Raw genomic sequence first — 22,755 nt, 5'->3', positions numbered from 1 at the left:
TATCGAGTATCACATACGGGCGGGAACGGCGGGCTGTAGCTCACCACACGCTCACGCGAACCGCTTCAACCCTGCCGTCAACTGCCGAAAGGCCAGCTCGGCCACGGCGACAGCATCCGCCCGGACCTCCTCCGCGCGCTCCCCCGCCGCCATCCGCCGCACGTTCTCCATCGCGAGGATCCGCCGCACGGCAACGATCTGCCCGGCGGCGAGCCGCGCCTCCAGGTCCCCGCCGAGGGCACGGGCGAGCGCCTCCTCGGACCGCTCCAGAAACCCGGACAGCCGGGCCACGAGCGAGGGCGTCCCGTAGAGCAGCCGGTGAAAGGCGAGCACGGGCTCCGCGTCATTGAGCCCGGTGACGGGATCACACCGCTCAAGGCCGTCGAGGAAGTGCACCCGCAGCGCTTCGAGCGGCGACTGCCCCTCGGCCCGCTCGCCAACGACCCGCGCGGCCTCGTCCTCGTGGTCGGCGAACCGGTGCAGGACCAGGTCCTCCTTGGCCGGGAAGTACCGGAAGAGGGTCGGCTTGGAGATCTCGGCGGCGGCGGCGATCTCGGCGACCGACACCTTCTCGAACCCCTTCTCCAGAAACAGCGCGATGGCCAGGTCGGAGACCTCCTGGTACATCCGCCGCTTCTTGCGCTCGCGCAGACCTGTGTCGCGCAGTCCCGTGTCGCTCATGCGGACGAGCGTACGCAGGAACGGCTCACCGTCCTTACTGCGCGTGCTTCTTCCCGGGCTCGCGATTCCGGTACCACTGCGCGAGGGCACCCTTGATCTTCTGCGGGTTCGGCACCGTCTCCAGACCGAGCGGATCGGCGGCGGCGGTGAGGACGTCGTGGACTTTTATGCCTGCCTGGGAGAGGCGGATCGGGTCGGGCTCCTGGTCGGCCCCAAGAGGCTCAAAAGGCCCATGAAACCCAGAAGGCTCAGGAGGAAGATCCAGCGACAGGGACTCCCGGATGACATCGGTGAACACCGACTGGGCCTTCTTGTAGTTCAGCAGCTTCGGCAGATCCTCCTTCCAGCCGGCCGAACTGCCTGGCCTGACCTCGTCGACGACCTCGCACCACCGCTCGACCATCTGGTCCTCCTGATGCTTCGGGTAGCGCATCAGGTAGAGGTGCGTGGCCAGGTCGTAGAGCGGATCACCGAGCATCGCCAGTTCCCAGTCGATCGCCCAGAGCAGGCCTTCGCGATCGAGGATGAAGTTCTCGCGGTGCAGATCAGCGTGCAGGAGGCAGAAGGGCCGCTCGTTCAGACCGGACACTTGTTTACGGAGGTGCTCGAAGGAGTCACCTTTCACGCCGAGCTCACCGAACAGGCCTGCGAAGTCCTTGCCCTTCTCCTCGTACACGCGCTTCTCGGTGAACCGGATAAGCCCCTCCAGAAAGCCTGAAGTGTCGCCGTCCTTCGCCCGGTCCGTGGGCTTGCAGGTCCGCTTCACAAGAAGCGTGTCGGGGGTGACATGGACCAACTGCCGGAAGAGTTCGACGATTTGCTCGAAGACGGACGGCGGAATCGCCTGCCCCGCCTTGTGGTACCAGCCGAGCGTCTCTCCCTCGATGAACCGCTGCAGGCGGACGGTCTCCGCCTGGAAGATTTCAGGGATGCCCGTGATACGCCCTTGCAGGGAGTCGATCAGGTCCTCCTCCGAGGCGAAGCAGCGCCGGTCGAACCAGAAGGCGTTACTGCGCGGCTCACGGCATTTCCAGCGGACCTGCCGCAGTCCTTCGGCCTTGCCAGGCAGCGGAAACACATACGTCTCGTGGTGGTAGCCCTGGAGTGGTCCTTCGACCACACTCGCGTTGCCACTCACCTCAACGGCCCGCTGCAGAGCCATGTAAGCCGATTCGGGTGACATTGACCGTTCTCTCACTGAGCCCGCAACCAATGGTGACGGATTGAAGCAAGGTACTCCTCCGCGGACGAGCATGGTGCCAGAACCGTTTCTCTGAAACTCACCCGTACCCGCGTGTCCGCTCCCGGCGTGTCCTGACCACAGGCTCCGGTGGTCCACACTGTCCGGATGACGAACAAGAGGCCCGCGAGCGGCGAACCTGGTGAACCTGGTGAACCCGGTCAACAAGAGGCCCTGCGAGGGCTGTTGCATGAAGTGGACGCGGTGCTCGTCGACTTCGACGGCCCGATCTGCGACCTGTTCGGCTCGGCGCCGACCGCACACATCGCCGAGGAGATCAAGGTCATGGCGCGCCAGGAGTGGGGCATAGGCGTACTGGACCAGGTGGTCGAGGACTGCGACGACTCGCACGGCATCCTCTTGGCGCTCAAGGACATGTACGACCGGGCGTCACCGGTCCCCCTCAGCCGCACACCGCTCGAGGAGGCACACAAAATTGTCACGCGGCACGAATACGCCGCCGTCGCCTCCGCCGAGGCCGCCCCGGACCTCGAACCGCTACTGAACGCGCTGACCGCTCTCGGCATGCGTCTCGTGGTGGTGAGCAACAACGCCGAGGGTCCCGTGTGGGAGTACCTCAAGCGCGAGCAGCTCCAGTCGAAGTTCGTGGATGTCTGCGGCCGGGATCCGCACGAGCCGGGCCATATGAAGCCGGACCCCGACTCGTTGCTCCGCGCGCTGAAGTGCCTGGACGGTCTGGCCCCCTCCCGCGCCGTCATGGTCGGGGACCAGCTCACCGACCTGGAGGCGGCCCAGAAAGCGGGCGTCCGGTTTCTCGGCTACACCCACGATGCGGAACGTATGCGGGAGATGAGGCAACGAGGCGCGGACTGGGTGGTCGACTCGCACGACCCGGTGGTCACTGCTGCCCGGACGCTTGTGGCGACGGCTCCGGGAGATGCTTCCACACCGAGTTGAACCATTCCTGCATGCTGTTCACGAAGAAGGTTCCCGGCGAGTCCGGGTCGTCGTCCTTGACGTAGTGCGTGAGGTCGGCTCCGAGCCCGACGACGTCGATCGCCATGACCTCCTCGTCGCTGTCCAGAAAGATGGGGCGTTCGGTCACCTTGTACGGCCCGAACAGTGCCCCGGTGCCGTTGAGCAGGTAGAGCTTGAAGGCCGGAGTCAGTGGTGCGTGACGGATCTCCAGCCTGACGTCCGGCACGAGGTTCTCGACGCGCAGCGTTTGGAGGACGTACCGCAGTGACGCCGTGGACCGGTCCGCGATGGACTGCAGGCGCTCCTGCGGGCGGGTATCAGCCGGGTTGTTCTTGGCGCGCGGGTAGGGCAGTTCCAGTTGCTCGGAGGGCAGGAGCATGCGCACGGCAATGCTCTGCGGGGCGATCTCCCGGGAACGGATCCGGTCCGCCTGAACCCGGATGTACGTATCCAGGGACTCGGACGTCAACTCTTCGGCAAGCTCTCGCTGGGGCGGCAGCCGGTTGCCGACCTGGTACGTGCCGTCGGTCAAGCGAGTTCGGAGCGCGTCCAGGACCCGCTCGAACTCCTTGCCGCCGCCGTCGCCGGTCCGTTCGTCTCCCACATGCCGACGGTACCTCTTCCGACCGACAAGCAAACCGGTTTCCAGTCAACTCGACCATTCAACTTGACTGCTGATTAGCGATCAAACCGGCAGGGCACAACAACCTTGTAGTAAACCAGTCCAATTGGACTGAGAATTGATCGCTTAACTGGACATTCAAGGGGTGGGGGATGGTCATCTTTCAATTCGGCTTGGAGCAGCTGATCCAATGGCGGTACGGGGCCATGGGCGTCTTCTGTCTTCTGCTGATCACCTGTGGTGCCCGAACCCGCAACTCGACGTGCTTGCTCTTCGGCACCGTACTGTTCGTTCTGCTGATGCTTCAGGCCTGACAATCGGCCTACTCGGCAAGCAGGTTCCAGGCGGAGTCGAACCAGGACTGCATGCTGGCGACGGAGACCGACCCCTGTGAATTCGGGTCGTCGTCCTTGACGTAGTGAGTGAGGGTGGCTCCGAAGCCGAGCACGTCGAGGGTATCGATCTCCTCGCCGCTGTCCAGCTCAATGCGGCGCATGAGGACCTCGTACGGACCCTGCAGTACTTCGGCACCGTTGAACAGGTAGAGCTTGAACGTGGGGACCAGCGGCGCATGCCGGATCTCGATGTCAACGGTGGGGACCAGGCCCTCGGTTCGCAGTTCCCGTAGGGCGCGTCGCAGCGAAGCCGTGTGCTGGCGGGTGATGCCGAGCAGGCGTTGACGCACGTCCTCGTTGTAGGCGGGGTCCTTGGCTCGCGGGTAGGGCAACTCCAGTCCCTCGGACGGCAGCAGCATGCGCAGGGCGATGCGCTGCGGTGCTGTCCCTCTCGCGCGGATTCGTTCGGCCTGCACTCTGACATGGGCGTCGAGGGACTCGGAGGTCAGTGTGTAAACGTCCAGGGTGATCTCGGGCTGCTCGAACGCCTCACTGATGAGGCTGCCCAGCGTCACAGCGCGGCCCCCTCGTTCTTCGGCAAGCTCTCGCTGGGGCGGCAGCCGGTTGCCGACCTGGTACGTGCCGTCGGTCAAGCGAGTTCGGAGCGCGTCCAGGACCCGCTCGAACTCCCTGCCACCCCGGTCCCCCCTCCAGTCCCCGCCCACACAGCGACCGTACCGCCGCCAACCATCACGCAAACCAGCCCAATTGGCCGCACGATCGTTCGCCTCACCGCCTCCGGTCACGGAGCATCCCCAGCACGGGCTCGAACGACCCCACGACCACCTCGGCTCCAGCCGCCCGCAACAGCTTCTCCTTGTGTTCATTACGCGCGTAGCCCATGAAGCGAACCCCGGCGCTCTCGGCCGCCTGGAAGTCCGTTGCCGCGTCACCGATCATGAGCGTCTCGGAGGGCTCGGCGCCCAGGGCGCTCAAGGCGCGGTTCAGGCAGTGGGGATGCGGCTTCAGGAGCGAGAGGTCCTGCGTGCGGCCGTAGATGTGCGGGGCGAAGCACTCCGTCAGGCCGCGGGTGGTCAAGTAACGGGTGGCCGCCAGCGGGGAGTTGTTGGTCGCGACGGCCAGCCGTGCCCCCAGCGCGCGCCAGGTCCGGATCAGTGGATCCACGTGGGCCGTGGGGTACGCCGACTCCACGGCCCTCAGCTCCTGCAGGGTGAGACGTTTCTCCAGCTCGATCACCAAATCACTGTCAGGATGCCGACGATCGACCATCCGCAGCACGACGTGCGGATCGGGTTCGGCCTGCTCCTCCTCCGTGAGGAGCCCACGCAACCCTCTCTCCTCGAGCCACCGCACCTGGTCCTTGGCCACCTGCTCCGCCGTGTGCCCCGCGAACAACCGGCATATCGGGCCGTCGAAGTCGAAGAGCACGAAGCGTGCTCCGGCGATCAATCCCCTCAACTTCTCTGTCTCTACTGTCACCAGCTCAGTCTGCTGCTTCGTATCAGGAGTCACTAGGAGAGTGTCAGGTCAGTGGTGATGGTTGCCCAGAGGGCGTCGAACCACTTCTGGGATTGGTCGACGAAGGCAGCGTCCCGTTCACTGGCGGATTTCTCGAAGGAGAAGAGCAGGGACTCGTAGCCCAGCGCGTCATACATGTCCAGGGTTCCGCTCTCCCACTCCTCCTCGCGTCGCGTCAGCATGTAGTACGCGATCAGGGCCTCGACGCCGTTGAGCAGGTACAGCTTCACCGGCGGGGTGAAGGGGAGCGCGCGGAACGTCACATGGACGTCGATGCCGTGGGAGGCGCGCAGGGCCAGGAGGTTGTAGCGCAGGACGTGGCCCTGGGCGTTGCGCTGCTCCAGCCAGCGCCGGTGGACCGGGTCGTCGTCGCCGCGTCCCTCCACCGGGACGGGGAAGGCCAGGTCGATGTCCCGGGACGGCAGCAGGATGCGTACGTCGATGGATTCCGGGCGGAGGTCGCCCGCGTGGATGCGGCGCACCGGTTCACCCAGGGCCGTCAGCAGGGTCTCGGCGGTGAGGCAGGCCGCGTCGATGCGTACGTGCTTGGCCTTGAAGGCCTCCATCAGCTGCGGGGCCAAGCCCACCATCGTCGACTGGGGCTTGTCGGTGGACGGGGTCACCTCGGCGATACGCGGGGGGCTGCCCTTGCTGACGTTACTGAGCAGGCCGTCTTCCTGGAGGGCGCGGAGGGCCTGGCGGACCGTGCCGCGTTCCACGCCGAACTCATCGGCGAGTTCGGCCTGCGTGGGCAGGCGATCGCCGGCCTTCAGCTCGCCGCTGCGGATGCGGTCCCGCAGGATGTCGGCGATCTCCTGGGGCGAGAGCCTTCTGCTGCCGTTCACTGCGACATTCTCCTGGGTCACGACCAAACGCTATAACTTTGCTCCATCTTAGGCGAGTTGTTCGCTACTTGCCGGTTAACGTCGACCAACTTGGGGTAAGTTAACCATAGTTGGCAACCAACTAGGCCAAGATGGCGGAATGCTTCCCTCCTTTCGCAAGCACTTGGCAGATACGCAGTACGCGCCCGAAAGTACCTGCTCTGTCCGCTCTGCCCGCCCGCCCCTGGAAGCCAGGCACTGCCCGAAGGAGGATCCACCATGCCCGCCATCGCACTCATCCCCGCAGTCTTCGTCGTCGGCTTCGAGGAGCTCGTCGAGTGGCACTACGGACCCGTCGGCATCTTCGGCCTGCTTCTGCTCAGCATCGGGATCAAGACGAAGAGCCACACCTGCAGCTCGATCGGGGCGGTCCTGCTCGCCGTACTCGTCGCGGGACCGGCAATGTGAGCTGGGAAAACCCCGCCCCGACCGAGCTGCCGACCGGCCCTCCGAAAGACCCACCACCCGAAGATCCTCCGCTCGAAGACCCACCCGTGGGAGACCTCAGTTCGTGAGCTCCAGCTCCAGACTGATGGTCTCCCACAGTGCGTTGAACCACAGATGCGACTGCTCCACGAAGGTGGTGTCCCGCAGTGCGGACCCCTGCTCGAAGGGGAACAGCATGGACTGCGTGCCTTCGGTGTCGTACATCTCCAGGTACTCGTGGTCGATCTCCTCGCCGCGCCGCGTGAGCGTGTAGTACGCGAACAGCGCCTCCTCCCCGTTGAGCAGGTACAGCTTCACCGGCGGGGTGAACGGCAGCGCGCGGAACGTCACATGGACGTCGATGCCGTGGGAGGCCCGTAAGGCCAGCAGGTTGTGGCGGAGCACCTGGCCCTGGGCGTTGCGCTGGGCCAGCCAGCGCTCGTGCACCAGGTCGTCATCGCTGCCGCCGTCCACCGGGACGGGGAAGGCGAGGTCGATGTCGCGGCTCGGCAGCAGGACCCGGACGTCGACCTTGGCCGGTTTCATACGGCCCTCGTGGATGAGGCGGAGAGGTTCGCCCATGGCGAGCGTGAGAGAGACCGCTTTCAGGCACAGGGCGTCGATCTCCACGTGCGGGGCCGTGAAGGCGTCCGCTATCCGCGGCGCCAGCGCCACCATCGTGGGCTGCGGCGTTTCCGGCCCGGGCAGGACCTTGCCCACGTCCGGGGCGACCGTCGCCGGGCTGCCCTTGGAAACGTTGGAGAGCAGGTGCTCCGACTGCAGGATGCGCAGCGCCTGGCGCACGGCCCCGCGCTCGACGCCGAACTCGTCGGCCAGCCTGGCCTGCGTGGGCATGCGCTGTCCCGGCTGCAGCTCTCCGGACCTGATCCGGCTGCGCAGCGCGTCAGCGACCTCTCGGTGTGACCGCTGTGGTCGCTGGGGCCGTTGAGACCGATTCCGCCCATTGACGGCGGCGTGTTTCGCGTCCACAACCAAACAGTACAACTTCGCGCCATCTTTGGGCAGTTACCGTGAAGGTGGTTATGAGACGCATCCAGGCGGAGATAAAACCCTTGGAGTTGGTCACCAACTTCGGCAACATGGCCAGACTTTTGGAGAAGTTGGTTACCACCGGTGACTGGATCGACCAGTTGGTCACCGCCGGTCACCGCGTCCCCATCCCGAAGGAGGGACCGAAATGCCGCTCATCGCCACCCTCGTCATCGCCGCCCTCATCATCGGTTTCGAGCAGTTCGTCCAGCTGAAGTTCGGGGCGATGGGCCTCATCGCGTTCGTTCTCCTCTCCATCGGCATCAAGGCCAAGAACACGTACATCGGCGGCATCGGAGCGTTCATTCTCGTGGTGCTGCTCACCCAGACCGGCTGACCGGACGCCACCGTCCGACAGTCCGGCTGGCCGGGCTCCCTTCCGGAGGGGAGCCGGGAGCTCGGCCAGTCCGTTCCCATCACGCTACGGAGGGAGGAGGTGACAGGGACTTCAGAAGACGTCCGGGCACCACGGTCGCCTGGACGTACGCAACAGGGCGTCGGCGGTGGTTGCGGCGCCCGCCCGCGACTCGGCCACCCGGCCGAGCGCGGCGAGCCGCACCGCCGACTCGTCCCCGAGCCAGAGCGCCGCCAACTCGCCTGTGCCCAGCGTGAGTTCGGCGGCGTCCGTGGTTCGCGTGCAGCTCGCCCCGTCCGGTGACGCGTCCAGCCGGTATCGCCCGGCCGACAGCCCGTCCGGATCGGTGACCTCCAGCACGAGCGTCCCGGTACCCGCGTACGTACGCGCCTCAAGAGCCCGTACGACATCCAGGATCCGCACCCACAGCCAGTCGGCCTGCGAGGTGAGCCGCGCGGCCCGGGGGTCCGGCAGCAGGTGCGGCAGCAGGTCGTCCGGAGCGCGATAGCCCGTCTTCACCGACGTGACCCAGTCCACCGAGCAGACGTGCTGCCACAGCGCGCGCTCGGCGGCCGGCGACACCGCGATCATGCCCTTCACCTTCGCCGTGTTCAGCGGCTGCTTCTTGCCCTCGTCCCACTCACCGTCCGAGGTGTAGCTGAGCAGGCCCTCGGCCTCGCCCTGCGCATTGCGGTACACGGCGTGGAAGGGCTCGGTCCACGCGGACCGGTCCAGCGTCAGCACACCGGTGGCAACCTGCCACCATCGCTCGTCCCGGTCGACCACCCCCGGCTGCACCCGCCGGAGCCGCTCGTGCAGCTCCGGACCGATCTTGCGTACGTCCTCGCCGTCCACGAGGTCGATCCGCCCGCCGTCGTCCGGGCCCGCCCACCGGGGATCCAGTCCCGCCCGCGGCACCTCGATCGTCCACTCGGTGGCGGTGGTGGCCGGCCCGAAGCCGTACCGGCCGTAGATCGGATACTCGGCCGCGATCAACGTCGCCACCACGTCGCCCCGTTCCTTCGCGGCGGCCAGGTCCCGCGCCATCATCCGCGTGAGCAGCCCACGCCGCCGATGGGTCGACGTGACGGTCACATTCGAAATGGCATCGGCCGGTACGAAGCCCCCGCCCACCACCGTGAGCTTCTGCGCGAACGACCGGAACGTCGCCACGCACCGCCCGCCGTCGAAGGCCCCCAGCGTGCGCTCCGGCACGAGGTACGAACTCCGGTCCGAGATCTCCGCCTCCGAGACGGCGGGCGGTCGCAGAAAGCCGGTGTTCAGCGCGCGGATCCAGTCCGGGATCTCGGTCCCGGTGATCGGGCGTACGTCTATGTCCTGTATGTCCTGGCGGCGGCTCATGACTGTCAGCCTAGGCAGGTGGGCACGGGCTTCCCCAGGGGTTTTCCGTCGGCAGGATCACGGCGGAGGGTCGTGGCGGTGGTGCGGGGGTCGCCGCGCGAACCGACGCCTCCAACTCCCGAGCGGCGAGCGGAAGATACGTCAAGGGGCCCGTCAAGGGGCCGCGGTGGAACCACCCGTGCTGGTGAGGCACTCTGTGCAGTTGTGGGGAGCCTTCCGTATCAGAGCGGGTCCAGGGACGATGCCGCGCACATGGTGGTGTGCGGGGACGATGCCCTGGCGCACCGGCTGGCGGCCGAGTTGCGCGGGGTGTACGGAGAGCAGGTGACGCTGGTCGTACCGTCCGCCGTGCGGACCGTACGGCCACCGGTCGTCGGGCGGGCGTCCACGCTGCTCGACCGGGTGTCGGCGGCGGTGAACCGGGCGCCACGCAACGGCGGCAGTGGCGGCGGCAGCGGCGGTGGCGGTGGCGGGGCTTCCGCGGGCCGGACCGCCGGTGATGGGTCGCCTCCCGAGCCGTTGGAGGCCGGCGAGCTGACCGAGGCCGTGCTCGCCGAAGCGGGCGTCGAGCGGGCGGACGCGCTGGCGCTCGTGTACGACGACGACGAGACGAACATCCGCGCCGCCCTCACCGCCCGCCGCCTCAACCCCCGGCTGCGCCTGGTCATCCGGCTCTACAACCGCCGCCTGGGCCAGCACCTCGAGGCCCTGCTGGACCAGGCCTCGGCCCTGGCCATGGCGGGAGCAGGGACCGGGACCAGAGACGGAGACGGTGCCGGTGATTCCGGGGAGCCCGGTCACATCGACGCCTCCACCACCGTCCTCTCCGACGCCGACACCGCCGCTCCCGCCCTGGCGGCGACCGCGGTGGCCGGGACCTCCAAGGTCGTGCAGACGGAGGGGCTGTTGCTGCGGGCCATGGAACGACCGCCGCCGGGCCCCGGCCAGGTGGCCGACCCCGGTCTGTGCACCCTCGCGCTGCTCTCGGCGACGACCAACGACCCAGCCGGCGCGGACGGTTCCGACAGCAGCGGTGAACACGGCCCTCAACTCCTGCCCGACGAACGCTCCGTGGCCGCCGCGACCGGCCGCGGCACCGTCGTCCTGGAAACGGTGTCGTATTCCGGTCCCACCGCTCCCACGGGCCGTGGCGTCGTGCCCGCACTGCCCTTCGCCGCGCTGTTCTCCCGGCGACTGCGCTGGTCGCTCGCAGGCCTGGTGGGCTGTGTGGTCGCGCTCGTGATCGCGTCGATGGTGACAACGGGCGATCATCCGCTGCACGCCACGTATCTGACGCTGCTCGATCTCTTCGCCATCAACGAGCCCGCGCTCAACCAGGACCAAGGCCGCCAAATCCTCCAACTCCTCACCAGTCTCGTCGGCTTGCTGCTTCTTCCCGTGCTGCTCGCCGCGGTCCTCGAAGCCCTCGGCACCTTCCGCAGCGGATCCGCGCTGCGCCGGCCACCCCGCGGACTCTCCGGCCATGTCGTCCTGCTCGGGCTCGGCAAGATCGGTACGCGCGTGCTCACGCGGCTGCGCGAACTCGACACCCCGGTCGTGTGCGTGGAGGCCGACCCCGAGGCCCGCGGGATCGCGACCGCGCGCCGCCTGCGCGTGCCCGTCGTCCTCGGCGACGTCACCCAGGAAGGCGTCCTGGAGGCCGCCAAGATCCACCGGGCACACACACTGCTCGCCCTGACCAGTGCGGACACCACCAACCTCGAAGCCGCCCTGTACGCCAGGACGGTGCGGCCCGATCTGCGCGTCGTCCTGCGGCTGTACGACGACGACTTCGCCACCGCGGTGTACCGCACCCTGCGCTCGGCCCACCCCTACGCGCTCACCCGCAGCCGCAGCGTCACCTACCTCGCCGCGCCCGCCTTCGCCGGAGCGATGATGGGCCGCCAGATCCTGGGCGCCATACCCGTCGAACGCCGCGTGCTGCTCTTCGCGGCCCTGGATGTCGCCGGGCACCCGCAGTTGGAGGGCCGGACGGTCGCCGAGGCGTTCCGCCCCGGGGCGTGGCGGGTCGTCGCCCTGGACACGGCGGCCCCGGACGAGCGCAGCCCTGACCTGGCCAACGGCCCCGCCCCGGACGCCCCCGCTCGGACACCGGGCCTGGTGTGGGACCTGCCGCCCGGCTACGTCATGGGCGCCGGCGACCGCGTGGTCCTGGCCGCCACCCGCCGCGGCCTCGCGGAACTACTGGGGCGCCGGCGCCGGGAACGGACGAACCCTTAAGTGGCCGACCGCGCCTCAGTAACGCTCCACCAAGTGCTCGCGCCCCGCCGGGGGTTCGTACGGCTCGGGCCAGAAGTCCGTCATCGATATGACGCGGCTCTGGTCGTCCCCCGTGAAGAACGAGATGCCGTACATCTCCTCCAGGCCCGTCGTGAAGTGGATCCACGTGACAACCTGCCCGGGCTCGGCGACTATCCGCTCGATCCGCAGGTGCCAGTCGCCGGGATACTCCCGGTTGAACTGGACGAACGTCTCCCGCCCGCGGATGCGCTCGCGCGTCTGGGGCAGGGTGTAGACAACGTCTTCCGCGAGGGTCTCCGCGAAGGCCGCCCAGTCGCGGGCCTCGGCCGTGGCCCAGAAGGTCTCAACTGTCTTGCGCAGATCGGTCAGTTCGCTCGGATCGGTCGATGAGGTCATGCCGCGATAGTGCACGACGCCACTGACAATCGCCCTGACCTGCGGAAGTCAAGAAAGCCCACGAGTTATCCACAGGCTGGGAGCCTCGGCAGCGGATTGTCGGTCCCAGCGGGCAGTATGGGGCCATGACTGAGAGCAACGGGGCCAACCCGGACGAGGGGACCATCTCGCACCACGCGGCGATGCCGCACGACGAGGCCATGCCGGACTGGGAGAAGCGTTTCCGGGCGCCGCGGGTGTCCTTGCCCGACTGGGCGCAGGACGCACCGCACCGGTCGCTGTTCGTGTCGAACGCGACGGGGACGTACGAGTTGTACGCATGGGATCGCACGACGGGCGCCCAGCACCAGGTCACGGACCGGCCGAACGGCACGACGGACGGGGTGCTGACGCCCGACGGCGAGTGGATCTGGTGGTTCGACGACAAGGACGGGGACGAGTTCGGGATCTGGCGGCGTCAGCCGTTCGACAGAGACGAGAGCGCCCCGTCCGGCCCCGACGAGGCGGCGGCTCCCGGCCTCGACCCCTCGTATCCCGCCGGACTCGCGCTCGCGCGCGACGGACGTACGGCGGTCGTCGGCAGGTCGACCGATGAGGACGGTTCGACGATCTACGTCGCCCGGTCCGGTGAAGACCCGGTGGAGATCTACCGGCACCGGGAGTCGGCGGGCGTCGGCGATCTCTCGTACGACGGCTCGCTGATCGCGATCGAGCACACCGAGCACGGCGACGCGATGCACTCGGCGCTGCGGGTGCTGCGGCTGGACGGTTCGGCGGTCGCGGAGCTGGACGACACCAAGGGCGGCACGGTCGAGCTGGGCCTGGAGGTGCTGGGCTTCGCCCCGGTCGACGGGGACACCCGGCTGCTCGTCGGGCATCAGCGGCGCGGGCGCTGGGAGCCGATGCTGTGGGACGTGGCGTCCGGCGAGGAGACCGACCTGGCGCTGACCGAGCGGCTGGACGGCGATCTGAGCGCCGAGTGGTATCCGGACGGCTCCGCACTGCTGGTCGTGCACAGCTACGAGGCGCGCAGCGAGCTGTGGCGCTACGACCTGGCCTCCCGCCGGCTCGAGCGGATCCGGACGCCGAAGGGCACGGTGTCGGGGGCGACGGCCCGCCCGGACGGCAGCGTGGAGTATCTGTGGTCGTCGGCGGCCGAGCCCCCGGTGGTCCGCTCCACGTCCGGCGAAGTCGTCCTCGACCCTCCCGGGATGAAGTCACCGGGATCAGTGCCCGTTCAGGACGTATGGGTGGACGGTCCGGGCGGCCGCATCCACGCCCTCGTGCAGCGGCCCGCGGGAGTTACGGGCCCGCTGCCCACCGTCTTCGACATCCACGGCGGCCCGACCTGGCACGACAGCGACTCCTTCGCGGCGGGCCCGGCGGCGTGGGTGGACCACGGGTACATGGTGATCCGGATCAACTACCGCGGCTCGACCGGATACGGCCGGGAGTGGACGGACGCGCTCAAGCACCGGGTCGGTCTGATCGAGCTGGAGGACGTCGCGGCTGTCCGGGAATGGGCGGTGACTTCTGGTCTCGCCGACCCCGCCCGGCTGATCCTCACCGGCGGTTCCTGGGGCGGGTATCTCACGCTCCTCGGCCTCGGCATCCAGCCGGACGCGTGGGCCCTCGGGATCGCGGCGGTACCGGTCGCGGACTACGTCACGGCGTACCACGACGAGATGGAGGCTCTGAAGGCGATGGACCGCACCCTTCTCGGCGGCACGCCGGAGGAGGTCCCCGAGCGCTTCGAGGCCTCGTCCCCTCTGACGTACGTCGACGCGGTCAAGGCCCCCGTCTACATCTCCGCCGGCGTCAACGACCCCCGCTGCCCCATCCGCCAGGTGGAGAACTACGTCACTCGCCTCGCCGCCCGCGACGCCGTCCATGAGGTGTACCGCTACGACGCGGGCCACGGCTCCCTGGTCGTGGACGAACGCATCAAGCAGGTCCGTCTGGAACTGGACTTCGCGGAGCGGCACCTGGGGAGGTGAGAGCAGCGGGCGCCGTTTCCGGGGGACCCGGCGACAGCCGACCCCTCGCCAGAGCCGCGGGCAAGGGCCCCGTAACGTGGAGGGCGTGTACCGGTTCCTGCTGACCACCCCCCGCTGGTGGGCGATCAACGTCTTCGTACTGCTGGCCATCCCCTTCTGCGTCTTCATGGGGTCATGGCAGTTGGGGCGGTTCGAGGACCGCGTCGAGAGCCACCGCACGGCCGAGGAGAAGGTGTCCGAGGACCAGCGGGAAGCGGCCCGGCCCCTGGCCGAGCTGCTTCCCGTGGACAAGGAGACGTCGGGCGAGCAGGCCACGGCGACGGGCCGGTACGGGAAGCAGTTGCTCGTGCCGGACCGGGAGCTGGACGGCAAGCGCGGCTACTACGTCCTGACGATGCTGCGCACGGACAACGACAAGGCCCTGCCCGTGGTCCGGGGCTGGCTGCCCGGTGACGCCGACACCGCGAAGGCCCCGGCCGCCCCGACCGGCGAGGTCACCGTGACCGGCGCGCTCCAGGCGTCCGAGAGCCCCGGCTCGGACGGCGTGAGCGCGGCCGGTGGTCTGCCCTCCGGCCAGACGGGCGCGATCAGTGCGGCGTCACTGGTGAACCTCGTGCCGTACGAGGTGTACGACGCCTGGGTCACGCTCGCCGAGGCCGACGCGGGGATGACGGCGGTGCCCGCGAAGGCGCCGCAGGACACGGGCCTGGACCTCAAGGCGTTCCAGAACCTCGGCTACACCGGCGAGTGGTTCGTCTTCGCGGGCTTCGTGGTCTTCATGTGGTACCGGCTGGTGCGCAGGGAGGTGGAGTTCGCGCAGGACGCGGAGCTGGGCCTCACCGAGGAGCTGCCGAGCGAGCCCGCCGAGCCCGCCGACGCGGCGCACGACGAATCGAAGGCGTCAGCCTCGCCCACGGCCTGACCTCAGACATCAGCCAGCAGGCATCAGGCATCACACGACCTCACGTTCAGGACGCGGCCAGCATCCCGGTCCGATACACCGTTCCCGCGCAGGCGTTGGGCACGGTCGCCGAAGTCGTCGGGGCGCCGTCCACCGCCGTGTTCGACACCACGACGCTGCCGTCCTGGACGCCCTCCTCCGGAGCGAGCTGCGTGGTCGTGCCGTCGCCGCCCGTGCCGCCCTCCGAGCCCGTGGTCGTACCGCCGCTGTCGCCGCCGGTGGTGGTGCCGTCCGTGGGCGTCGGCTCGTCGGGCGTCGTGGGGTCGTCGGGAATGGTCGGGCAGGTCTCCGAGGGCACCCAGGCGAACTGCACCTCGTACGCCGACCCCGGTTGCAGTACCAGCGTGCTGACCTCGGTCGCCGGGTCGGGCAGCCCGGTCGCCGCGTCGCCGGAGCTGTGGGAGACGACCTGGATCTTGGCCCCGTCCGCCGCGCCCTGCGGGAGAGCGGACACGGTGCCGGAGCCGGTGACCGTACAGGTGGCGGCGGAGACGTTGGCGATCCGGAAGCTGCCGTAGACGGCGCCGCCGGCGTCCGGGGAGCCGACGTTCGAGGTGGCGTTGCCGAGCTGCGCGGACGTACAGACGGGGGCGTTCGCGGCCGAGACCGTCGGCTCCGCTCCGCCGGTGGCCCCGGTGCTGCTCTCGTCCTTGTCCTCGCCCGGCGTCTCCTTCTTGTCTTCCTTGTCCTTCTCCTTGTCCTTGCCCGGAGAGCTGCCGGGGCCGCTTTCCTCGCTGTCCTGGGCCGAGCCGCCCTGGCTGGCCCCGCCCTGGGTCTGTGAGCTCTGGTGGCCGGCCATGGAGGGGTCGGCGTCGGGGCCGGTGGAGTTCGAGACGTGCAGGAGAGCCGGGACCGCCGTGCCGATGAAGAGCGCGGCGGCTGCCATGCCGACGACGGCCTGGCGCTTGCGCGCCCGCCGGGCCGGTACCGCGCGCCGCAGATGCTCCAGTGTGCCGTCGTCGTCGGCGGGCTCGATCTCCTGCACGGCCTGGTGCAGCATCCTGCGCAGGGCCAGTTCGTCGGACGCGAGGCCCTCCGGGCCGGAGCCCTCCGCTCCGTCCGGGCCGGAGACGCCCGAACCGGAGACGCCCGAGGCACTCGAGGCCTCGGGGACCCCTGACCAACTCGGCGCACTCGCCCCGCGGGGCGAACCCGGCGCGCCAGACGCCCCCGGCCCGTTCGACTGCCCCGACCCGCTCGGCTCCCGCGGGCCCGGATTCTCCGAGGGGCCGTGACTCACAGTTTCGTTCCCAGCGTGCCGCTCATGATCGTGCCCGTACCCATGCTCGTACTCGTTGTCGTCGCGGTCGCAGCGATCGTGGTCGCTCATGCCGAGGCCTCCATGGCGACGCGCAGGGCCGCTATGCCGCGCGAGCCGTACGCCTTCACCGAGCCCAGTGAGATGCCCAGCATCTCGGCGACCTGTGCCTCGGTCATGTCCGAGAAGTAGCGCAGGACCAGGACCTCGCGCTGGCGGCGCTGGAGTCCCTTCATGGCCTTGATCAGGGCCTCACGCTCCAACTGGTCGTACGCGCCCTCCTCCGCGCTCGCCATGTCGGGCATCGGCTTCGTCAGCAGCTTCAGGCCGAGGATGCGGCGGCGCAGCGCCGAGCGCGACAGGTTCACGACGGTCTGGCGCAGATACGCGAGGGTCTTCTCGGGGTCGCGCACGCGCTTGCGCGCCGAGTGCACCCGGATGAAGGCCTCCTGGACGACGTCCTCGCAGGAGGCGGTGTCGTCGAGGAGGAGCGCCGCGAGGCCCAGGAGCGAGCGGTAGTGGGCGCGGTAGGTCTCGGTGAGATGGTCGACGGTGGTGCCCGCGGCCGTGGCGTCGTCAACGCCCTCGCGCTGATCCGGGATGCGGGTGGGCCGGGCTGCGGGCATGGGCGCGATCACCGGCATGCCGCCGGGCCCGCCGGACAAGCGGGGCCGACGGGGTGGGCGCAGGGCTGTGCCGCGCGCAGCTGTGAAATCGAGTACCTCTGCCACGCCAGTTGGACACGTTTACCCCCGTCAGGGTTGTACGCGACAGGCATCACATTTGCGTCAGGCCGCGCGCCCCCCGACGCGAACGTCAGCGCGCCCGACAGCGCGTCGAATGCCCTCATGCGTACCAGCTCTTCCTTTATGCCCATGTGAACGCGGCGTCCGGACGCCCCTGAAGGGCGACCGCAAAGACGCTCCCCGCCCTCCGCGCGGTTGCAGAGAACGGGGAGAAAAATCTTCGGACGCCCAAGGCTCCGATCCAAGTGGTCCGGACCAACGGCCGAGCCCTCAAACTCACACAGATTCTACAAACGTTTCAACTCAGAACCACACGATTACCGACTCCGGGCCAACCACTGACCGGCTACCGGGCCGACGCCCCACGCGAGACCCCGCGCAACTCCCCCGCCACCAGCTCCGCGATCTGCGCCGTGTTCAGGGCGGAGCCCTTTCTCAAGTTGTCGCCGCAAACGAAGAGTTCAAGGGCCGTCGGATCGTCGAGCGCCCGCCGTACGCGCCCCACCCAGGTGGGATCCGTGCCCACCACGTCGACCGGTGTCGGGAACTCCCCCGCGGCCGGATCGTCGAACAGCACCACCCCGGGCGCTGTGGCGAGGATCTCACGGGCCTGGTCCACGGTGACCTCGCGCTCGAAGCAGGCGTGGACGGTCATCGAGTGCGTGGTGACGACGGGCACGCGTACGCAGGTGACGGCGACGCGCAGATCCGGCAGCCCGAGGATCTTGCGGGACTCCTCCCGCACCTTCATCTCCTCCGAGGACCACCCGTCCTCCCGCGCGGTCCCGGCCCACGGCACCACATTGAGCGCCACCGGCTCCGGGAACGGCCCGGTGTTGTCCCCCACGACGCGGCGTACGTCGCCGGGGGTCGTCCCCAGCTCCGTACCCGCGACGAGCGAGAGCTGCTGCCGCAAGGTGTCGACGCCCCGGCGTCCGGCGCCGCTCACCGCCTGGTACGAGGACGCCACCAGCTCCCGCAGCCCGAACTCGGCGTGCAGTGCGCCGAGGGCCACGATCATGGACAGCGTCGTGCAGTTGGGGTTGGAGATGATGCCGCGCGGCCTCAGTCGGGCGGCGTGCGGATTGACCTCCGGGACCACCAGCGGCACATCCGGGTCCATCCGGAAGGCGCCGGAGTTGTCGACCACGACCGCGCCCTTGGCGGCGGCGATGGGCGCCCAGCGCTCGGCCACCTCGTCCGGTACGTCGAACATGGCGACGTCCACACCGTCGAAGGCGTCCTCCGTCAGCGCCACGACCTCGACCTCCTCGCCGCGCAGGGCCAGCTTGCGGCCGGCCGAGCGCGGCGAGGCGATCAGACGGATCTCGCCCCAGATGTCCGCGCGCTGGGACAGAATCTGGAGCATGACCGTGCCGACAGCACCGGTCGCTCCCACAACCGCGAGCGTCGGCTTGCCTGCCCGCCCCGCATCCGCGGTCATCAGCGGCCGGTGCCTCCGTAAACGACGGCTTCGTCGCTGTCGGAGTCGAGACCGAAGGCGGTGTGCACGGCGCGGACGGCTTCGTTGACGTCGTCCTGGCGGGTCACCACCGAGATGCGGATCTCGGAGGTCGAGATCAGCTCGATGTTGACGCCCGCGTCGGACAGCGCCTGGAAGAAGGAGGCGGTGACGCCCGGGTTGGTCTTCATGCCCGCTCCGACCAGGGAGATCTTGCCGATCTGGTCGTCGTAGCGCAGCGATTCGAAGCCGATCGCGCTCTTCGCCTTCTCCAGGGCGTTCATGGCCTTGTGGCCCTCGGCCTTGGGGAGCGTGAAGGAGATGTCGGTGAGGCCCGTGGAGGCCGCGGACACGTTCTGCACGATCATGTCGATGTTGATCTCGGCGTCCGCGATGGCGCGGAAGATCACCGCGGCCTCGCCCGGCTTGTCCGGGACGCCGACGACCGTGATCTTTGCTTCGGAGACGTCGTGGGCGACTCCGGAGATGATGGCGTGCTCCACCTGAGTGTCCCCTTGCGGATTCTCGTTGCTGACCCAGGTGCCCCGCAGTCCCGAGAAGGACGAACGGACGTGGATCGGGATGTTGTAACGGCGTGCGTACTCGACACAGCGGTGCAGCAGCACCTTGGAACCGGAGGCGGCGAGCTCCAGCATGTCCTCGGAAGAGATCCAGTCGATCTTCCGGGCCTTCTTCACCACCCGCGGGTCGGCGGTGAACACACCGTCGACGTCGGTGTAGATCTCGCAGACGTCGGCGTGCAGAGCCGCGGCCAACGCGACCGCCGTGGTGTCCGATCCGCCACGGCCGAGGGTGGTGATGTCCTTCTTGTCCTGGCTGACGCCCTGGAACCCGGCGACGATGGCGATGTTGCCCTCGTCGACCGACGTCCGGATCCGGCCCGGCGTGACATCGATGATCCGCGCTTTGTTGTGGACCGAGTCGGTGATCACGCCTGCCTGACTGCCGGTGAAGCTCTGGGCCTCGTGGCCCAGGTTTTTGATCGCCATCGCCAGCAGGGCCATGGAGATCCGCTCTCCGGCGGTCAGCAACATGTCGAACTCTCGTCCGGCAGGGATCGGGGATACCTGCTCGGCGAGATCGATCAACTCATCCGTCGTGTCACCCATCGCCGACACCACGACGACCACCTGGTGGCCGTTCTTCTTGGCGTCGACGATCCGCTTGGCGACTCGCTTGATGCCTTCGGCATCCGCTACGGAGGAGCCTCCGTACTTCTGCACGACAAGGCCCACGTGCGCTCCTCGCTCATTTGGTCTCGTACCGCACACTGCGGTCGGCTCAGTCTAACGAGCGGCCGAATTCCACCCGGGCGTTATCGCATCGTGAGATGTCCCGCCCACGACGTGATCACCCCGGCGCTCCGGCCGCTCCAGCACGGCATCTGCCCCATGAGCCGCCGCCCACTCGGAAAAGTGCGCCGCGTCACACCTGCCGTCGAGCCTTAAATTTCAAGCACTAAGGTTCCGCTTGTGCGCGTACTCCTGGTGGAAGACGACGAGCCGATCGCCCAGTCGCTACGGCGCGGGATGACGCGATACGGCTTCGAAGTGGAATGGGTCTCCACAGGTGGAGCGGCCCTGGCCTACGAAGGCGCGTACGACGTCGTCCTCCTCGACCTCGGCCTGCCCGACACCGACGGCCTCGACGTCTGCAAGGCCCTGCGGCAGCGCGGTGACGTCCCGATCATCGTGATCAGCGCACGGAGCGACGAGACGGACCGGGTGGTCGGCCTCGAGCTCGGCGCCGACGACTACGTCTCCAAGCCCTTCGGCGTACGAGAGGTCATCGCGCGCGTGCGTGCGGTGATGCGGCGGGCACAGCCGCGCGCCGCCGGGGCGACGACGGAGGTCGGCCCCGACCGGTACGGGCCGCGCCTGACCATCGACCGCAAGGCCGCCCGCGTACGACTGGACGACGAGGAAGTCTCCCTCGCGCCCAAGGAGTACGACCTGCTCTCGTTCCTCACCCAGGAGCCGGGTGCGCTGATGTCGCGCGAGCAGATCATGGAGGCGGTCTGGGACGCGAACTGGTTCGGGCCCACCAAGACGCTGGACGTTCATGTGGCGGCGCTGCGGCGGAAGCTGGCGGGCGCGGTCACGATCGAGGCGGTACGGGGTGTCGGGTTCCGACTCATCGTGAACGAGGGTGCGGCCGACTCCCGTGACCAGGGTGCCGGCAGCGCCTCATGATCAGTCAGCTCATCCGCAGTTACGTCCTGCTCGTCGCGGTCGCCATCGCCCTGTTCACGGTGCCGGTGGCCTTCACGCTCACCGACCAGTTGCGGGAGGACACCAAGGAGTCCGTCGAGCGGGAGGCCAGGACCATGGCGCTCCTGTTGGGCAACGGCGACGCAGCCTCGTGCCAGGCGTTGGAGGAGATGGCCACGGCGTACAGCGGTGAGACGCCCGACGATGTCCAGGTCCTCTCCGAGGAGGAGCCCTGCGCGGGGAAGCTGCCCCAGCCGGACCAGGACGCGGCCCTGGCAAAGGCCCTGAACGAAGGCGAACCCACGTCCGACTGGGGCTCCACGTTCATCTGGGGTCCGCACCTGGTGGTCACCGTTCCCGCCCACGCGGATCCCGCGGATCCGGATGCGGACAGCGACAAGGGCCCCGTCGTCGGTGCCGTACGGATCGAGTACTCGACCAGCGCGCTCACCGGCCGGCTGTGGAGCATCTGGGGCTTCCGGGCGATCCTCGCCGTGCTCGTGCTGGCCGTGGCCGCCGTGATCGGTGCCGTGGTGGCCCGCCGGCTGACCCGTCCGCTGCGCGAACTCAACGACATGGCGAGCAAGTTCAGCGACGGTGACCTGACGGCCCGTTCCCCCGTGACGGGCCCCCAGGAGACACAGACCCTCGCGCGCACGCTCAACCAGGGCGCCGAACGCCTCGACACCCTCATGTCCGCGCAGCGGATCTTCGTGGCCGACGCCTCCCACCAGCTCCGTACACCTCTCACGGCGCTGCGCCTGTCGCTGGACAACATCGCCGACGGGGTGGACGACGAGTTCGTCAAGGAAGACGTGGAGCAGGCGACGGCGGAGGTGGTCCGGATGAGCCGCCTGGTCAACGACCTGCTGGTGCTGGCACGGGCCGAGGCCAAGGTGACCGCCGCCGAACCGCTGCCGCTGGGTGACGTACTGGAGGAGCGGCTGGCGGTGTGGCGGCCGGCCGCCGACGAGCGCGGAGTGTCGATCGCGCTCAGGGGGAGTGCCGACGGCCGGCTTCTTGTGTTGGCCAGTCCCGGTCATCTGGACCAGGTCCTGGACAACGTGCTCTCCAACGCCCTGGAGGTCTCACCGGACGGCGCGACCATCACCGTCCACGCGGAGTCCAAGGGCGATCAGGTGGTGCTGAAGGTGATGGACCAGGGCCCCGGTATGTCCGAGGCCGAGAAGTCCCGCGCCTTCGACCGCTTCTGGCGCGGTCAGGGCCTCACCGGGCGCTCCGGCTCGGGCCTCGGCCTCGCCGTCGTCAGGCAGTTGGTGACGGACGACGGCGGAACCGTTGAACTGCAGGACGCGCCCGGGAGCGGGCTGTGCGTGGCGATCAGCCTTCGGGCATCGCAGAGGAGTGGTGGTTGACGATCTTCCACTCGCCGTCCCGCTTCTCGTACTCGTACGTGTAGCGGGCCTCGACGACACGCTTCTCGCCGGTCTCGTGGTCGGTGAGCGCGAACTCGTACACGCCGGTGTCGATGGCGGAGTTCGAGTCGAGGACCTTGACGATCGTCTGGACCTTCGTGCCGACCGGCTTGTTCTGCAGGAAGTGCTCGAAGTAGTCGACGATTCCGGCGCGGTCGCTGCGGACCTTGTTGGACACGGTCGGCAGGAGAACGGCGTCGTCCGCGTAGAGGTCCGCCACCGTCTCCGCGTCGCCGGTCGCCAGGGCCTTGTTCCAGCCGTCGAAGAGGGCGGTGATCTCCGCCTTGGGGGCCTTCTTCGGTGCGGCGTCGGGGCCGGCCGCACTGACACCGACGGCCACAGTGCCGGTGGCGACAAGGACGGAAGCGGTGACGAGGGCGGCGCGTATGCGGGTCTTGCGGGTCATCGCAACTCCAGTGCGGTCGTGGTGGGTTCCTCCCTTCGCTTCCTCTGCGGCGGGAGTGACTCCAGACTCGCGTTGCACCGGTTAGGGCCCATGCAGCGGACGTACAGGGGTGGGACAAGGTCCGTCCAAAGACGGAGGGTGACGCTTTGATCACGCCTTCCCGGGGG

Annotated in this window: 23 protein-coding genes; 9 read left to right on the top strand and 14 right to left on the bottom strand. The window is 68.6% G+C overall.

Annotated features, from left to right (window positions below; translation table 11 throughout):
* Nucleotides 1-51 precede the first annotated feature (51 nt).
* Together OP79_RS22675 and OP79_RS22670 are read right to left on the bottom strand one after the other, a co-directional pair.
* Nucleotides 52-666, bottom strand: a complete 615-nt coding sequence (locus OP79_RS22675; RefSeq protein WP_169786214.1) for a TetR/AcrR family transcriptional regulator — start codon at nt 664-666, stop codon at nt 52-54.
* A 49-nt stretch (nt 667-715) separates the two neighbouring features.
* Nucleotides 716-1,843 carry a phosphotransferase gene (locus OP79_RS22670; RefSeq protein WP_245685414.1) on the bottom strand — a complete coding sequence of 376 codons (1,128 nt, stop codon included), beginning with the start codon at nt 1,841-1,843 and terminating at the stop codon, nt 716-718.
* Nucleotides 1,844-2,029: 186 nt separating this feature from the next.
* On the opposite strand from OP79_RS22670, the gene OP79_RS22665 reads away from it, so the two are divergent.
* Nucleotides 2,030-2,839, top strand: coding sequence for an HAD family hydrolase (locus OP79_RS22665; RefSeq protein ID WP_051744822.1), 810 nt, complete (start codon nt 2,030-2,032; stop codon nt 2,837-2,839).
* Here OP79_RS22665 and OP79_RS22660 read toward each other — a convergent pair.
* Nucleotides 2,781-3,464 carry a GntR family transcriptional regulator gene (locus OP79_RS22660; protein WP_033322271.1) on the bottom strand — a complete coding sequence of 228 codons (684 nt, stop codon included), beginning with the start codon at nt 3,462-3,464 and terminating at the stop codon, nt 2,781-2,783. The genes OP79_RS22665 and OP79_RS22660 overlap by 59 nt on opposite strands.
* 170 nt (nt 3,465-3,634) lie before the next feature.
* Here OP79_RS22660 and OP79_RS56045 point away from each other — a divergent pair, with 170 nt between their 5' ends.
* Nucleotides 3,635-3,796 carry a hypothetical protein gene (locus OP79_RS56045; RefSeq protein ID WP_033322270.1) on the top strand — a complete coding sequence of 54 codons (162 nt, stop codon included), beginning with the start codon at nt 3,635-3,637 and terminating at the stop codon, nt 3,794-3,796.
* Nucleotides 3,797-3,804: 8 nt separating this feature from the next.
* Here the strand turns inward: OP79_RS56045 and OP79_RS22650 are convergent, their stop codons facing one another.
* From OP79_RS22650 to OP79_RS22640, 3 genes are all read right to left on the bottom strand, one after another.
* Nucleotides 3,805-4,470 (bottom strand): GntR family transcriptional regulator, encoded by a 666-nt coding sequence (locus OP79_RS22650; RefSeq protein ID WP_245685413.1) that lies wholly within the window; start codon nt 4,468-4,470, stop codon nt 3,805-3,807.
* A gap of 136 nt (nt 4,471-4,606) precedes the next feature.
* Complete coding sequence (locus tag OP79_RS22645) at nt 4,607-5,317, bottom strand: HAD family hydrolase (protein ID WP_033322475.1); 711 nt, start codon at nt 5,315-5,317, stop codon at nt 4,607-4,609.
* Between the two features lie 32 nt (nt 5,318-5,349).
* Nucleotides 5,350-6,228 carry a GntR family transcriptional regulator gene (locus OP79_RS22640; RefSeq protein ID WP_033322268.1) on the bottom strand — a complete coding sequence of 293 codons (879 nt, stop codon included), beginning with the start codon at nt 6,226-6,228 and terminating at the stop codon, nt 5,350-5,352.
* A gap of 231 nt (nt 6,229-6,459) precedes the next feature.
* On the opposite strand from OP79_RS22640, the gene OP79_RS22635 reads away from it, so the two are divergent.
* Nucleotides 6,460-6,648: a hypothetical protein gene (locus OP79_RS22635; protein ID WP_033322267.1), complete on the top strand. Its 189-nt coding sequence runs from the start codon at nt 6,460-6,462 to the stop codon at nt 6,646-6,648.
* A gap of 96 nt (nt 6,649-6,744) precedes the next feature.
* Here the strand turns inward: OP79_RS22635 and OP79_RS22630 are convergent, their stop codons facing one another.
* A complete protein-coding gene (locus OP79_RS22630; protein ID WP_078491947.1) occupies nt 6,745-7,662 on the bottom strand; it encodes a winged helix-turn-helix domain-containing protein in 918 nt (305 codons plus the stop codon).
* 202 nt (nt 7,663-7,864) lie between these two features.
* Between OP79_RS22630 and OP79_RS22625 the strand changes: the two genes are divergently transcribed.
* A complete protein-coding gene (locus OP79_RS22625; protein ID WP_033322263.1) occupies nt 7,865-8,053 on the top strand; it encodes a hypothetical protein in 189 nt (62 codons plus the stop codon).
* 111 nt (nt 8,054-8,164) lie between these two features.
* On the opposite strand, the gene OP79_RS22620 is transcribed toward OP79_RS22625, so the two are convergent.
* Nucleotides 8,165-9,433, bottom strand: coding sequence for a GNAT family N-acetyltransferase (locus OP79_RS22620; RefSeq protein WP_033322262.1), 1,269 nt, complete (start codon nt 9,431-9,433; stop codon nt 8,165-8,167).
* Between the two features lie 252 nt (nt 9,434-9,685).
* Here OP79_RS22620 and OP79_RS22615 point away from each other — a divergent pair, with 252 nt between their 5' ends.
* Nucleotides 9,686-11,674, top strand: a complete 1,989-nt coding sequence (locus tag OP79_RS22615; protein ID WP_051744820.1) for an NAD-binding protein — start codon at nt 9,686-9,688, stop codon at nt 11,672-11,674.
* Between the two features lie 15 nt (nt 11,675-11,689).
* Here OP79_RS22615 and OP79_RS22610 read toward each other — a convergent pair whose 3' ends face one another.
* On the bottom strand, nt 11,690-12,091 hold the full coding sequence (locus OP79_RS22610; RefSeq protein WP_033322473.1) for a nuclear transport factor 2 family protein: 402 nt from the start codon (nt 12,089-12,091) through the stop codon (nt 11,690-11,692).
* Between the two features lie 125 nt (nt 12,092-12,216).
* Between OP79_RS22610 and OP79_RS22605 the strand changes: the two genes are divergently transcribed.
* Nucleotides 12,217-14,088 carry a S9 family peptidase gene (locus OP79_RS22605; protein ID WP_033322257.1) on the top strand — a complete coding sequence of 624 codons (1,872 nt, stop codon included), beginning with the start codon at nt 12,217-12,219 and terminating at the stop codon, nt 14,086-14,088.
* Nucleotides 14,089-14,173: 85 nt separating this feature from the next.
* On the top strand, nt 14,174-15,010 hold the full coding sequence (locus OP79_RS22600) for an SURF1 family protein (protein WP_033322255.1): 837 nt from the start codon (nt 14,174-14,176) through the stop codon (nt 15,008-15,010).
* Nucleotides 15,011-15,056: 46 nt separating this feature from the next.
* Here OP79_RS22600 and OP79_RS22595 read toward each other — a convergent pair whose 3' ends face one another.
* From OP79_RS22595 to OP79_RS22580, 4 genes are all read right to left on the bottom strand, one after another.
* Nucleotides 15,057-16,379: a hypothetical protein gene (locus OP79_RS22595; RefSeq protein WP_245685412.1), complete on the bottom strand. Its 1,323-nt coding sequence runs from the start codon at nt 16,377-16,379 to the stop codon at nt 15,057-15,059.
* Nucleotides 16,376-17,038, bottom strand: coding sequence for a SigE family RNA polymerase sigma factor (locus OP79_RS22590; RefSeq protein ID WP_189323166.1), 663 nt, complete (start codon nt 17,036-17,038; stop codon nt 16,376-16,378). Before OP79_RS22590 ends, OP79_RS22595 begins: the two co-directional genes overlap by 4 nt.
* Nucleotides 17,039-17,399: 361 nt before the next feature.
* Nucleotides 17,400-18,497 (bottom strand): aspartate-semialdehyde dehydrogenase, encoded by a 1,098-nt coding sequence (locus OP79_RS22585; RefSeq protein ID WP_033322248.1) that lies wholly within the window; start codon nt 18,495-18,497, stop codon nt 17,400-17,402.
* On the bottom strand, nt 18,497-19,771 hold the full coding sequence (locus OP79_RS22580) for an aspartate kinase (protein ID WP_033322246.1): 1,275 nt from the start codon (nt 19,769-19,771) through the stop codon (nt 18,497-18,499). Before OP79_RS22580 ends, OP79_RS22585 begins: the two co-directional genes overlap by 1 nt.
* Before the next feature lie 237 nt (nt 19,772-20,008).
* Here OP79_RS22580 and OP79_RS22575 point away from each other — a divergent pair, with 237 nt between their 5' ends.
* Both OP79_RS22575 and OP79_RS22570 read left to right on the top strand, forming a co-directional pair.
* On the top strand, nt 20,009-20,728 hold the full coding sequence (locus OP79_RS22575; RefSeq protein WP_033322244.1) for a response regulator transcription factor: 720 nt from the start codon (nt 20,009-20,011) through the stop codon (nt 20,726-20,728).
* On the top strand, nt 20,725-22,122 hold the full coding sequence (locus OP79_RS22570; RefSeq protein WP_033322242.1) for a sensor histidine kinase: 1,398 nt from the start codon (nt 20,725-20,727) through the stop codon (nt 22,120-22,122). The genes OP79_RS22575 and OP79_RS22570 overlap by 4 nt, the downstream gene beginning before the upstream one ends.
* Here OP79_RS22570 and OP79_RS22565 read toward each other — a convergent pair.
* Nucleotides 22,088-22,588 carry an SgcJ/EcaC family oxidoreductase gene (locus OP79_RS22565; RefSeq protein ID WP_033322239.1) on the bottom strand — a complete coding sequence of 167 codons (501 nt, stop codon included), beginning with the start codon at nt 22,586-22,588 and terminating at the stop codon, nt 22,088-22,090. The two genes, OP79_RS22570 and OP79_RS22565, sit on opposite strands and share 35 nt — an antisense overlap.
* Nucleotides 22,589-22,755 lie beyond the last annotated feature (167 nt).

The organism is Streptomyces yerevanensis (assembly GCF_000716805.1).
Lineage (GTDB): Bacteria > Actinomycetota > Actinomycetes > Streptomycetales > Streptomycetaceae > Streptomyces > Streptomyces flaveus.
Note: the sequence above shows the minus strand (reverse complement) of the source record. Positions and strands in the feature narration are given on the sequence as shown.